Source organism: Mesorhizobium sp. WSM4817 (genome assembly GCF_055811135.1).
In genome coordinates, this window is record NZ_JBVVQQ010000003.1 from 262560 (window position 1) to 275021 (window position 12462).

The following is a 12462-nucleotide window of genomic DNA, read 5'->3' on the forward strand; positions in this document are numbered from 1 at the left end:
AGCTTCCGGCTCGTCCCTTGCTTCCATTTCCCGGGTGCCCTGACCGCCATGCCGAACAAGCCGACATGTTGAAAAAGCTGACTTGGCCGACCGTTGCCTGGCCGACCCTCGCTTGGCCGACCCTTGCCGTGATATTTGGCATCAGCCTGACTGCCTGCAAGATCCTGCCGACACCGTCCGCGGAAGATGGCGGTAATGCATCGGCCTTCAATGCGGACAAGATGGTCGGCGATATCTGGGCTGCCAAAATGCTGCCCTATCTCCAGCAGAAGGCCGGATCGTTTCCCGAGGTTCATGCCCTGGCGAAAGCCGATCCTGCGGCTGCCGGCGCCAAGTATGGCAATCCGAAGAAGCAGGCGAATTCGCCGTGGACCTTCGCGGTTCGCCTCCAAGGCAAGATTGTTGCGGCGAACACACAATCACGCGCGGCAACCATGGATGTCGATGCCGACGGTGACGGCAAGGCGGATGGACGGGTGCAGATCGGACCCGCGATGCGTGGCACCGCGCTGCGCGACAGCCTCGACTTCATCCAGTTCAACGATTTTACCAATCAGATCGACTTCGCCCAGTTCGGCAAGGCGTTCAACATCCATGCCGACAAGACGGTGCTCTCCAAGCTGCCGCGCGAAGCGCTGGAGGGCCGCAGCGTCAGGGTTGTCGGCGCTTATGTCATGGGCAGCGGCCAGGACCTGCCGCTGGTGACCCCGGCGGAGGCAGAGGTGGGGCCGAAGCCATGACTGCCGCCGGCGATCATGATGTCATCCTGAAGCTGGAAGACGTCTCCAAGGTCTATTCGGGGACAGTCGCGGTCAAGCGCGCGAATTTCGAAGTGCGCAAGGGCGCGGTCAACGTGCTGGTCGGCGAAAACGGCGCCGGCAAATCGACGCTGATGAAGATCATCGCCGGCGTCGAACAGCCGACGCTCGGCCGCATCCTCCTGGAGGGCGAAGCGGTTTCCTTCTCCTCATCCGGCGACGCGGTGAACCGCGGCATCGGCATGGTGTTCCAGGAGCTGAACCTGTTCGGCAATCTAACGGTCGCCGAAAACATTTTCGCCACCCGCGAGATAACCAACCGGTTCCGCAAGATCGACAGCCGGGAACAGGAGCGCCGCGCGGCGGAATTTCTCGAGCGCCTGCAAGCCGGCATCCGGCCGGACATGCTGGTCGAGGATTTGCGCATCGGCCAGCAGCAGCTGGTCGAGATCGCCAAGGCAGTCTCGCTCGATGCGCGCATCCTGATCATGGACGAGCCGACCTCGGCGCTGAGTGCGGCGGAAGTCGAGATCCTGTTCAAGGTGATTGCCGACCTCAAGTCACGCGGCGTGGCGATCGTCTACATCTCGCACCGGCTCGAGGAGCTGATCCGCATCGGCGACTACATCACCGTGCTGCGCGACGGCCGCATCACCGGCCAGGAGAGGATGAAAAACGTCGACACGCAGTGGATCGTGCGGCAGATGATCGGCTCCGACGCCAAGGACTTCGCCAAGGCCGACGGCCATGTTCCGGGCGATGAGATCTTCCGCGCCGAGGACATCTGCCTGCCGCGCGTGACCGGCGGGCTTGCGGTCGATCATGTCTCGCTGTCGCTGCGTGCCGGCGAGATCCTCGGCATATACGGCCTGATGGGCGCCGGTCGCAGCGAGCTGTTCGACTGCATCATGGGGCGCCACGGCCATGCCACCGGAACGATTTTCATAGCCGGCAAGAAGGTCAGAGAACGCGACACCACGCGGCGCATCCGGCGCGGGCTGGCGCTGATCCCCGAGGACCGCCAGCGCGAAGGTCTGGTGTCGATCCTCTCGGTCGCCAGCAATCTGACGCTGGCCAGCCTGTCGCGGTTTGTCCGCGTGTTCCATATCGGCGGCGCCAAGGAGAACCAGGCGGTGACGCAGATGGTGCGGGAACTGGCGATCAAGGTCACCGATCCGGCACAGGAGGTCTCGTCGCTGTCGGGCGGCAACCAGCAGAAGGTGGTGATCGGCAAGGCGCTGCTCACCGGACCGAAGGTGCTGCTGATGGACGAACCAAGCCGCGGTATCGATGTCGGCGCCAAGGCCGACGTCTTTCGCACCATGCGCAAACTGTCCCGCGACGGGCTGGGCATTCTGTTCGCCACCTCCGATCTCGACGAGGTGATGGCGCTGTCCGACCGCATCGCGGTGATGAGCAATGGAAAACTGACCGGCATGTTCGATCGCGCCGAGGCGACGGAGGCGGCACTTGTCGCCGCATCGGCGCTTGGCCACGGGCCGGTCCCGCACATGGAGAGCCACGCCCATGACTGACATCCCGGCCAAGGCTTCGGTTGCCTCCGCCTCGAGCGGCTCCGTGCTGCTGACGCTGATGAAGGCGAGGACGTTCATTGCGCTGATCGCCGTCCTGATCTTCTTCTCGATCGCGGCGCCGAATTTCCTTTCGGCCGCCAACCTGATCCTGATGTCAAAGCACGTCGCGCTGAACGCCTTCCTCGCCATGGGCATGACCTTCGTCATCATCACCGGCGGCATCGACCTCTCGGTCGGCTCGATTGTCGGCCTGTGCGGCATGGTCGCCGGCTATCTCGTGCTCAACGGCATCGACCTGCAGGTCGGCTATACGATCTATTTCAACGTCTTCGAGATCGCACTGATCACGCTGGCGATCGGCATATTGATCGGCGCCGTCAACGGATTGCTGATCACCAGGCTGAATGTCGCTCCGTTCATCGCCACGCTCGGCGTGCTCTATGTCGCGCGCGGCCTGGCGCTGCTGTCGTCGGATGGCCGCACCTTTCCGAACCTCGTCGGCAAGCCCGATCTGGGCACGACCGGGTTCGGCTTCCTCGGCGCCGGCCGGCTGCTCGGTCTGCCGGTCTCGATATGGATTCTTGTCGTCGTAGCAGTTGGGGCGGCCTATCTCGCCAAATACACCCCGCTCGGCCGCCACATCTTCGCAGTCGGCGGCAACGAACGGGCGGCGCGGATTTCGGGCGTCAGGGTCAATATGGTGAAGATGTTCGTCTACATGTTCTCCGGCTTCTGCGCGGCGGTCGTCGGGCTGATCATCTCCTCCGAACTGATGGCCTCGCATCCGGCGACCGGCGAAAGCTTCGAGCTCAACGCCATCGCCGCGGCGGTGCTCGGCGGCACCTCGATGTCGGGTGGCCGCGGCACGATCGGCGGCACCATCGTCGGCGCCTTCGTCATCGGCATCCTTTCCGACGGGCTGGTGATGATGGGGGTGAGCTCGTTCTGGCAGATGGTGATCAAGGGCCTCGTCATCATCGTCGCCGTCGTCGTCGACCAGGCGCAGCGCCGGCTGCAGAGCCGGGTGACGCTGATGCAGATGGCAAAGGCGGGCTGACCCGTGGCGGAACTGCGAGGAGCGCTGATCGGCTGCGGCTTCTTTGCCGTCAACCAGATGCATGCCTGGCGCGACATCGACAGCACGTCGATCGTCGCCATCTGCGACCGCGACCCGGAACGGCTCAAGGTGGTCGGCGACCAGTTCGGCATTGAGCGACGCTACACAGACGCGGCGGCACTGTTTGCGGGCGAAAGCCTGGATTTCGTCGATATCGCCACCACCGCGCCGAGCCATCGTTCGCTTGTCGAGATGGCGGCACAAAACCGCGTTCCGGCGATCTGCCAAAAACCGTTTGCGCCGACGCTTGCCGACGCCAAGGCCATGGTGAAGGCATGCAGCGATGCCGGCGTGGCGTTGATGGTGCATGAAAATTTTCGCTGGCAGTCGCCGATCCAGGCGGTGCGCGCCGTTCTCGACAGCGGCGACATCGGCACGCCCTTCTTCGGCCGGATCTCGTTCCGCTCGGCCTATGACGTGTTTTCCGGGCAGCCCTATCTGGCGACGGGAAAGCGCTTCATCATCGAAGACCTCGGCATCCACAGTCTCGACATAGCCCGCTTCCTGCTGGGCGACGTTTCGACGATCACGACCCGAACCGCTCGCATCAACCCCAACATTGCCGGCGAGGACGTCGCGACCATGCTGATGGACCACAAGAGCGGCGCAACGTCCGTGGTCGACTGCAGCTATGCGACCAAGCTCGCGACCGAGCCGTTTCCGCAGACGCTGGTCGAGATCGACGGCAGCGACGGCACGATCCGGCTCGAGCAGGATTACCGGCTCACCGTCACCGGCAGGAACGGAACGGCGGTCAGCGACGTCTCGCCGCCGCTGCTGCCCTGGGCATCGCGGCCGTGGCACAACATCCAGGAAAGCGTCGTCGCCATCCAAAAGCACTGGGTCGCCTGCTTGGCGAGCAAAGCCGAGCCGGCAACCTCGGGCGCCGACAATCTCAAGACCTTGGCGCTGGTCGAGGCCGCCTATGCGAGTGCTGCGAGCCGTGAGCCGGTGCAGATCGACACGCTGCTGAGATGACCGCCGACGCCTTCCTCCTCTATGGCACGCGCGCTGTCCAGGCCGAGCCGGTCAGGCTGCGCGCCGGCGCACTCAGCGCCGACTTCGTCAACGGCAATCTGCGCACCATCCGCCATGGCGGCATCGAAGTGCTGCGCGCCATAGCCTATATCGTCAGGGATCGCGACTGGGGCACTTACGAGCCGACGCTTGCGGACCTGACTATCGACCAAGATGCCGACACTTTCTTCGTCAGCTATTCGGCAAGCTGTGTCGGGCCGGGAGGAAGCCGGCTCAACTTTCGCGCGACGATCAAAGGTTCCGCCGACGGCCAGCTGGTTTTCGACGTGAGCGCGCTTCCCGAAAACGCTTTCGAGACCAATCGCTGCGGCTTCTGCATCCTGCATCCAATCGCCGGCCTGGCCGGCAGCCCGGTCACTGTCGAGCACACCGACGGCAGCGTCGTCGCAACGAAACTTCCTGAGCTGATCGACCCCTGGCAGCCTTTCAAGGATCTGCGGGCGATCACGCATGAGGTCCGGCCCCGCGTCACCGCGGAATGCCGGATGGAAGGCGATGCGTTCGAGATGGAGGACCAGCGCAATTGGTCGGACGCGTCCTACAAGACCTACGTCCGGCCGCTGGCGCTGCCTTGGCCCTACATGCTGCCCGCCGGCCAGACTGTGCGCCAGACGATCAGGCTGCGTGTGACCGGCGGCGGCAGGGTGCCGGCTGCCGCAGCAACCGCCGAGCCGGTCCGAGTCGAACTCGGCGAAACCGGACCGCTGCTGCCGGATATCGGCGTGATCATCTATCCGGACGAGGTCGAGACGGCGCTGGCAAACCTGCCGACACTGTCCGCGCTCGGCCCGCAGCAGCTGATGTTCCATTACGATCCAACGCGGGGCCATGGCCTCGACGCCTTGCAGTCCTTTGCCCGGCTTGCCGCAGACTACCGGGCCGAGACCACGCTCGAATGCGTCGTTTCCTGCGTTGGCGATCTCGATGCCGAGCTCTCAGGCGTCGCCGGCATGGTGCGTCAGGCCGGGCTGAAACTCTCGGCTATTGCCGTCTCGCCTTCGGTCGACCGGCAGTCGACGCCGCCGGGCAGCGCATGGCCTGAATGTCCGCCGCTTGAAGATGTCTATGCCGCGGCGCGCCGCGCCTTTCCCGACATCCGCCTCGGCGGCGGCATGTTCAGCTATTTCACCGAACTCAACCGCAAGCTCGTTCCCGCCGATCTGCTCGATTTCGTCAGCCACTGCACCTGCCCGATCGTGCACGCCGCCGACGATCTCAGCGTCATGCAGTCGCTGGAGGCGCTGCCGTTCATCACCCGATCGGCGCGAGCGATCTTTGGGGCAAAACCCTACCGGATCGGCCCGTCGACCATCGCCATGCGGCAGAACCCCTATGGCGGCGCGACCAAGGCCAACCCGCACAATCAGCGCATGGCCATGGCCGACCGGGATCCGCGCCATGCCGGCCTGTTCGCGGCAGCATGGACGATCGGCTATGCCGCGCGGGTCGCGCCGGCCGGACTGGAGATGCTCACGCTGTCCAGCTTCACTGGACCGTTCGGCGTGCTGGCGGAATCCGGGGAACCCGTCGGCGAAGGTGAACCCCGGCCGATCTTCCAGGCCGTGCAGGGGCTTTGCGAACTGGCCGGCTTCAGGCACGTGGCGGCGAGGACGAGCGATGAGACGCGGCTGCTCACGCTGGCCGGCCGTTCTGCCGCGGGCCAGACCGTCATGTGGCTGGCGAACCTGACGGCGAGCGAAGTGACGGTTGAGATTTCCGGGTTCGAACAACGCCGCCTTGTGATGACGCCTTACGCGATCACCCGGATCGGGTGAATCAGCTGCCGGAGTTCATCACCCGGAATTCATCACATAGAGCGCGCGTGAACGCTCGAGGTGCTTGATCATCGCCTTCTCGGCGCCGTCCGCGTCCTTCTGCTCGATGCGGCCGATGATCTCTTCGTGCTCGGTCAGCGTAAAATTTTCCTTGCCGGTCCAGATCAGCATCTCGGTGTGATATTCCTTCAGCCAGCCAAGCATCGCTTCGCTGACCGCGACGTAGATCGGGTTGCCGGATATGGCCGCGATCTGGGTATGAAACTTCATATCGGCGGATATGAAGGCTTCGGAATCGCCGCGAAAGCTCCACTGTTCGGCAACGGTTGCCCGCAACCGCTGCACGTCCTCGGCGGTGGCCTTTTCGGCGGCTTCCCTAACCATGCCGCGCTCGAAGAAGATGCGGGCGCTCTTGAGGTGCTCCAGCGTGTCCTTCGATGACGACAGGATGATCTTAGCGGCGCCGTCGACCTGCTTGATGATCGACTTGGCGGTCAGCTGAAGCACCTTCGCCCGCTCGCCATGCGAGATCGCGACAAGGCCCATATTGCTCAACGCCTGCATCGCCTCGCGGATCGCCGGCCTGCCGACCGCGAAGCGCTCCATCAACTCGCGCTCCGACGGCATGTCGTCGCCCGGCTGCAATTCGCCGCTGGTGATCAAGCGCTTCAGTCGCAAAAACACTTCGTCGGAAAGTTTGCGCCGGACGATCGGCTCCGAACGGTTCATCGTCGCGAATCACTCCCTTGACGGTTCTGTTTAGCATCGTCATCACGAATCTCGGAATGCTCGGCCGAGCAGGATATCGCTTGCAATACTTAGGTACTCATTATACCAGATTTCGAAGATCAGGGAACTTTTTTCGGACTATGATCACCCTCACCTATCGCATCGAAACCCCAGGCAGCATCGAGGCGCTGGCGGCCAAGATCGCCAGCGACCAGTCGACCGGAACCTTCGTCGCGCTGGCCGGCGAGACCGAGGAGCTCAAGGCCCGGGTGGCGGCACGCGTATTGGCGATACGGCCTCTGCCGGACGCCGATCGCCCGTCCCTTCCCGAAGCCGGCGACGGGCCCTTCAAGCGGGCGGATGTCGACATCGCATTTCCGCTTGATGCCATCGGCACCGATCTTTCAGCATTGATGACCATCGCCATTGGCGGCGCCTTTTCGATCAAGGGCCTGTCCGGCATTCGCGTCGTCGATATGAAGCTGCCGGAGGAATACCGGGGTGCGCATCCGGGTCCGCAATTCGGTGTCGCCGGCACCCGCCGGCTGACCGGCGTCAGGGATCGCCCGATCATCGGAACGATCGTCAAGCCGGCGCTTGGGCTGCGCCCGCACGAGACGGCGGAAATGGTCGGTGAGCTGATCGACGCCGGCGTCGATTTCATCAAGGACGACGAGAAGCTGATGAGCCCGGCCTATTCGCCGCTATCGGAACGGGTGAAAGCGATCATGCCGCTCGTCCTCGACCATGAGCAGAAGACCGGCAAAAAGGTGATGTATGCCTTTGGCATCTCGCACGCCGACCCGGACGAGGTGATGCGCAACCATGATCTGGTGGCGAAGGCTGGCGGCAATTGCGCCGTGGTCAGCATCAATTCCGTCGGCTTCGGCGGCATGGCTTACCTGAGAAAGCGCTCCAGCCTGGTGCTCCATGCCCACCGCAACGGCTGGGACATCCTCACCCGCCACCCCGGTCTGGGCATGGACTTCAAGGTCTGGCAGCAGTTCTGGCGGCTGCTCGGCGTCGACCAGTTCCAGATCAACGGCATCGCCTCGAAATATTGGGAGCCGGACTGGTCCTTCATCAGTTCCTTCGAGGCGGTGACCACGCCGATCTTTTCGCCGGAGGATTGCGCGCTGCCGGTCGCCGGCTCCGGCCAATGGGGTGGACAAGCCCCCGAAACCTACCGGCGAACCGGCCGAACGGTCGATCTTCTCTATCTCTGCGGCGGCGGCATCGTCAGCCATCCTGACGGACCGGGCGCCGGCGTACGCGCCGTGCAGCAAGCCTGGCAGGCGGCGGTCGATGGCATACCGTTGGCGGACTTCGCCCTGAGCCACCCGGAACTGGCGCGGTCGATCGAGAAATTCGGCGACGGCAAAGCGGCCTGACGCCATGCAAAGCCTGCTTCTGAGCTATTATGGCGACGATCTCACCGGCTCGACCGATGTCATGGAGGCGCTGGAGCTCGGCGGTGTGCCGACCGTGCTGTTCATGCGCCAGCCGGACGGGGCCATGCTTTCGCAGTTCAGGCATTGCCGTGCCATCGGCCTGGCCGGCACCAGCCGAAGCGAGACGCCGCAGTGGATGGACATGCACCTCAACCGCGCCTTCGCCTGGCTGAAGACCCTGAACGCCGAGATCTGCCACTACAAGATCTGCTCGACCTTCGATTCCAGCCCGGCGATCGGCAGCATCGGACGGGCTATCGAGATCGGCCGCTCGGTTTTTAGCCAGGACAGCGTGCCGCTGGTGGTCGGCGCGCCGCAGCTCAAGCGCTACACCGCCTTCGGCCATCTGTTTGCTGCCTACCGCGAACAATATTTCCGTATCGACCGCCACCCGGTGATGAGCCGACACCCGACCACGCCAATGGATGAATCCGACCTGCTGATCCATCTGTCGCGCCAGACGGACCTTACCTCGGGGCTGGTCGACTTGGCGACGCTGCAGTCGGCATCGCGCTCGGAAGCATTCGATCGCTTGCTCGCCGATGCCACCAACATCGTGCTTTTGGATGTCGCCAGCCTGGAAAGTCAGGCGCTTGCCGGCAAGGAGATATGGCGCGTTCGCCGGCCGGGCGCATTCGTCGTCGGCTCTTCGGGCATCGAATATGCGCTGCTGGCCGAATGGGCCGCCAACCGGACCGTCCGTGCCGAGCCCAGCTTTTCGCCGCCGGGTGCGGCTTACCGGATCGCAGTGGTCTCGGGCAGCTGCTCGCCGACGACGGAACGACAGATCCGGCATGCTTTGACGGACGGTTTCGACGGCGTCGCGGTGGACCCTGTCGAACTGGTTTCCGAGGCCTCCAGCGATGCGATTGCGCGCGCGGCAGCAAGCGGGCGTGCCAGCCTCGAAGCCGGTCGCAGCGTCGTCCTCTACACCGCCCTCGGTCCCGCAGCCGACCGGGGCGCCGAAATCGATCGGCAGGAAGGCGCCCGCCACAAGCTTGGCCGCGGCCTCGGCGAACTTCTTCGCGAGCTGACGATCGAACAGAAATTGCAGCGCGTGGTCATTGCCGGCGGCGATACGTCGAGCCATGCGCTCGGCCAGATGGGCGTCGATGCGCTGACGGTCAGGATGCCGCTGCCCGCCTCGCCGGGCTCGCCGCTTTGCGTCGCCCACTCGCGCGTCAAGGCGATCCACGGACTGGAGATTGCGCTCAAGGGCGGGCAAGTCGGAAGCGACGACTATTTCTGCGCCATCCGCGATGGGCTCGGCGGCTGACAGGATTGCCTGATCTCACGACTTCTTGAACACGGCGCGGTTACCAACACACGATAGCTGCCCCACATAAGGCGCCGTACGCGCAGCGGCGGGGCGGCGTAAACGCTCAAGCGGGGCTGGATCACGGCTCCGCGAATGAACCAGCGGGATGCCGCGATGTCATTCAGACCATTGCTTGGTGACGGACGGGTTCGGAGCCAGGAGGAGAAGTCGGAGCCCCTGCAAACCGCGTCATGGGCCAGCTCTTCGATCGTTTTCGACAACCGGCGGTGGGCGTGCCGCGAGGCGGAACTGCGCTGGACAGCCCCTCATCATCTGATCGTGCTGACCGAAGAAGGCGGAACTTCCCATACCTCTATCCGGCACGAGGCAAAATCGCTGTACGACGGAATGGACCGTCCCGGAGCCCTCACCTTCGTCCCCGCAGGCGCCGAGCGGCACGGGTTCTATCGCGATGTAGACCTCTCCTACTCAGCCCTGTGGATCGATCCCGATATCAGGCTTCCCGGCTGCGAACGCCTGAGAGACCTGCCGATCCTGGTGAACAGGAAAGACGTGGTGATCGCCACGCTGCTGAGTTCGCTTCGCGACGAGATGGCACTCGGCCACAAGCCGGACACCGCCTATATCGAGCATCTGGTCGCCTTGGTCAGCCTCCGCGTGGCCACCCTGAACCGGGAGCAACACCCGTCAGTGCGTCACGGCTGTCTCAGCCGTCGCGCGCTTGGTCGAGTTCAGGCTTACATCGATGCCCATATGAATGCCGACGTTTCGCTAAGCGAGTTGGCAGCCGTCGCGGGCATGGCCGTCGACAGTTTTGCACGCCGATTCAAGGCGACGACCGGGCTTGCACCCTATGCCTATGTGATCGAGGAACGCGTGCGGCGAGCCGAGATACTGCTGCGCGAAACGGGTTTGTCGATCGGCAGCATTGCCTTTCGGCTCGGCTTTTCAAGCCAGAGCCACTTCACCACGACCTTCCGGCGTCTCAGGGGCATGACGCCTCGGGCCTATCGGGTGAATTCTTCTCCGGAATCCTGATATTGCCGCCGGTTTCTTGAAAGAAAGCCGCCGCGCGCCTTCCCACCTCCAAGGTCGATGAGTGACAGAACTGCGACTGGGAGATCATGCATGGCCAAAACAGACACAAGGAGCGGGCCGACTCGTCGAACGGTTCTGGAGGGCGGGGTGGCGACCGGCGTGCTGCTGGCTACCGGTATACCGGTATACGCGGAGCCGGCCGGCGCCGTTGCGGCGGCCGCATCGCCGACGCCGGCGCCGACCATGCCGATGTCGCTGCGGATCAACGCGAAGGATTTTGCCGTCGAACTCGACCCGCGGACGACGCTGCTCGACGCGCTGCGCAACCATCTCGGCCTCACCGGCTCGAAGAAGGGCTGCGACCACGGCCAGTGCGGCGCATGCACGGTGCTGGTCGATGGGCGCCGGATCAATTCCTGCCTGACGCTTGCGGCAATGCATGAAGGCGACGAGATCACCACGGTCGAGGGCCTGGCCGAGGGCGACCGGCTGCATCCGGTGCAGGCCGCCTTCGTTGCCCGCGACGGCTTTCAGTGCGGCTACTGCACGCCGGGCCAGATCTGCTCGGCGGTCGCTATGCTGGGCGAGGCCAGGGCCGGCTGGCCGAGCCATGCGAGCGCCGACCTGGCAGCGGTTTCCGTCGCCCTCACCGATGGCGAGATCCGCGAGCGGATGAGCGGCAACATCTGCCGTTGTGCCGCTTATCCGAACATTGTCGCTGCAATCCGCGACGCGGCAGAGGGGGCGTGAGCAATGCAGTCCTTCACTTATGAACGTGCGGCAAGTGCCGAGCAGGCAGCCGCCGCGGTCGCGGCGCGGCCGGACGCCAAGTTCATCAGCGGCGGCACCAACCTGCTCGACCTGATGAAGCTCGAGATCGAGCGCCCAGCGCATCTCGTCGACATCAGCCGGCTGCCGCTCGATCGGATCGAGGAGACGGCGGCGGGCGGGCTTCGGGTCGGCGCCCAGGTCCGCAACAGCGATCTTGCCGCCGATCCGCGGGTGAGATCGCGCTATCCGATGCTCACGCAAGCGCTGCTGGCGGGAGCATCCGGCCAGATACGCAACAAGGCCTCGACCAGTGGCAATCTCCTGCAGCGCACGCGCTGCCCCTATTTCTACGACCGCAGCATGCCTTGCAACAAGCGCGAGCAAGGTTCGGGCTGCGCGGCGCTGCAGGGCTTCAATCGCATGCACGCCGTGCTCGGCGCCAGCGAAGCCTGTATCGCGGTCCATCCCTCCGACATGGCGGTCGCCATGGCCGGGCTCGACGCCAGGATCGAGACCATATCGCCCGGTGGCGAGACCCGCACGATGCCGATCGGCGATCTCCATCGATTGCCCGAGGCGACGCCGCATGTCGAGACCGTGCTCGGCCACGGCGAGATGATCGCCGCGGTCAACCTGCCGCCGCCACCGCCCGGCCGGCAGGTTTACCGGAAGGTGCGCGACCGTGCCTCCTACGCCTTCGCGCTGGTATCGGTGGCGGCAATCGTCGAGAAAAGCGGCGATCGTATCCAAAGAGCTCGGATCGCCATGGGCGGCGTGGCCGCCAAGCCCTGGCGCGCGACGGAGGCAGAGCGCACCCTCGCTGGAGCGGTGGCGTCCGACGGCGCCTTTACCGACGCGGCCGAAGCCGCGCTCGCCGGAGCCGTCGGATATGGCGGCAATGATTTCAAGATCCCGCTGGCGAAACGGACGATGCGGCACACGCTCGCTGCTGCCGCCGAGAGTGCATGAGG

At 64.6% G+C, this 12462-nt stretch carries 11 protein-coding genes; 10 read left to right on the forward strand and 1 reads right to left on the reverse strand.

The window, feature by feature from the left end:
• The first annotated feature begins 65 nt into the window (after positions 1-65).
• Genes AC0L2K_RS06135 through apnL form a run of 5 tightly spaced genes read left to right on the forward strand, consistent with a single transcriptional unit; the run spans position 66 to position 6223 of the window.
• Positions 66-740, forward strand: coding sequence for a DUF2291 family protein (locus tag AC0L2K_RS06135; protein ID WP_473530865.1), 675 nt, complete (start codon positions 66-68; stop codon positions 738-740).
• Positions 737-2293, forward strand: a complete 1557-nt coding sequence (locus AC0L2K_RS06140; RefSeq protein ID WP_473530866.1) for a sugar ABC transporter ATP-binding protein — start codon at positions 737-739, stop codon at positions 2291-2293. The genes AC0L2K_RS06135 and AC0L2K_RS06140 overlap by 4 nt, the downstream gene beginning before the upstream one ends.
• Entirely contained in the window at positions 2286-3350 is a 1065-nt protein-coding gene (locus tag AC0L2K_RS06145; protein WP_473530867.1) for an ABC transporter permease, read from the forward strand. Before AC0L2K_RS06140 ends, AC0L2K_RS06145 begins: the two co-directional genes overlap by 8 nt.
• Before the next feature lie 3 nt (positions 3351-3353).
• On the forward strand, positions 3354-4388 hold the full coding sequence (locus AC0L2K_RS06150; protein WP_473530868.1) for a Gfo/Idh/MocA family protein: 1035 nt from the start codon (positions 3354-3356) through the stop codon (positions 4386-4388).
• A complete protein-coding gene (apnL, locus tag AC0L2K_RS06155; protein ID WP_473530869.1) occupies positions 4385-6223 on the forward strand; it encodes a D-apionate lactonase in 1839 nt (612 codons plus the stop codon). The genes AC0L2K_RS06150 and apnL overlap by 4 nt, the downstream gene beginning before the upstream one ends.
• An 18-nt stretch (positions 6224-6241) precedes the next feature.
• Here the strand turns inward: apnL and AC0L2K_RS06160 are convergent, their stop codons facing one another.
• A complete protein-coding gene (locus AC0L2K_RS06160) occupies positions 6242-6952 on the reverse strand; it encodes a transcriptional regulator NanR (protein WP_473530870.1) in 711 nt (236 codons plus the stop codon).
• A 140-nt stretch (positions 6953-7092) separates the two neighbouring features.
• Between AC0L2K_RS06160 and oiaX the strand changes: the two genes are divergently transcribed.
• The 5 genes from oiaX to AC0L2K_RS06185 all read left to right on the forward strand — a co-directional run bounded on the left by oiaX (position 7093) and on the right by AC0L2K_RS06185 (position 12460).
• The gene (gene oiaX, locus AC0L2K_RS06165) at positions 7093-8343 is read left to right on the forward strand and encodes a 3-oxo-isoapionate-4-phosphate decarboxylase OiaX (RefSeq protein WP_128245511.1); all 1251 of its coding nucleotides are present in this window, start codon (positions 7093-7095) and stop codon (positions 8341-8343) included.
• Between the two features lie 4 nt (positions 8344-8347).
• On the forward strand, positions 8348-9679 hold the full coding sequence (locus tag AC0L2K_RS06170; RefSeq protein ID WP_473530871.1) for a four-carbon acid sugar kinase family protein: 1332 nt from the start codon (positions 8348-8350) through the stop codon (positions 9677-9679).
• Positions 9680-10000: 321 nt separating this feature from the next.
• Positions 10001-10720 carry a helix-turn-helix domain-containing protein gene (locus tag AC0L2K_RS06175; protein WP_473530872.1) on the forward strand — a complete coding sequence of 240 codons (720 nt, stop codon included), beginning with the start codon at positions 10001-10003 and terminating at the stop codon, positions 10718-10720.
• Between the two features lie 90 nt (positions 10721-10810).
• On the forward strand, positions 10811-11470 hold the full coding sequence (locus AC0L2K_RS06180; protein WP_473530873.1) for a 2Fe-2S iron-sulfur cluster-binding protein: 660 nt from the start codon (positions 10811-10813) through the stop codon (positions 11468-11470).
• 3 nt (positions 11471-11473) lie between these two features.
• Entirely contained in the window at positions 11474-12460 is a 987-nt protein-coding gene (locus tag AC0L2K_RS06185) for an FAD binding domain-containing protein (protein ID WP_473530874.1), read from the forward strand.
• Positions 12461-12462: the final 2 nt, after the last annotated feature.

Excerpts from the sequence above, each read along its gene's own strand:
- AC0L2K_RS06135 (WP_473530865.1), top strand. The coding sequence starts at position 66 with ATGTTGAAAAAGCTGACTTGGCCGACCGTTGCCTGGCCGACCCTCGCT.
- AC0L2K_RS06140 (WP_473530866.1), top strand. The coding sequence starts at position 737 with ATGACTGCCGCCGGCGATCATGATGTCATCCTGAAGCTGGAAGACGTC.
- AC0L2K_RS06145 (WP_473530867.1), top strand. The coding sequence starts at position 2,286 with ATGACTGACATCCCGGCCAAGGCTTCGGTTGCCTCCGCCTCGAGCGGC.
- apnL (WP_473530869.1), top strand. The coding sequence starts at position 4,385 with ATGACCGCCGACGCCTTCCTCCTCTATGGCACGCGCGCTGTCCAGGCC.
- AC0L2K_RS06160 (WP_473530870.1), bottom strand. The coding sequence starts at position 6,952 with ATGAACCGTTCGGAGCCGATCGTCCGGCGCAAACTTTCCGACGAAGTG.
- oiaX (WP_128245511.1), top strand. The coding sequence starts at position 7,093 with ATGATCACCCTCACCTATCGCATCGAAACCCCAGGCAGCATCGAGGCG.
- AC0L2K_RS06170 (WP_473530871.1), top strand. The coding sequence starts at position 8,348 with ATGCAAAGCCTGCTTCTGAGCTATTATGGCGACGATCTCACCGGCTCG.
- AC0L2K_RS06180 (WP_473530873.1), top strand. The coding sequence starts at position 10,811 with ATGGCCAAAACAGACACAAGGAGCGGGCCGACTCGTCGAACGGTTCTG.
- AC0L2K_RS06185 (WP_473530874.1), top strand. The coding sequence starts at position 11,474 with ATGCAGTCCTTCACTTATGAACGTGCGGCAAGTGCCGAGCAGGCAGCC.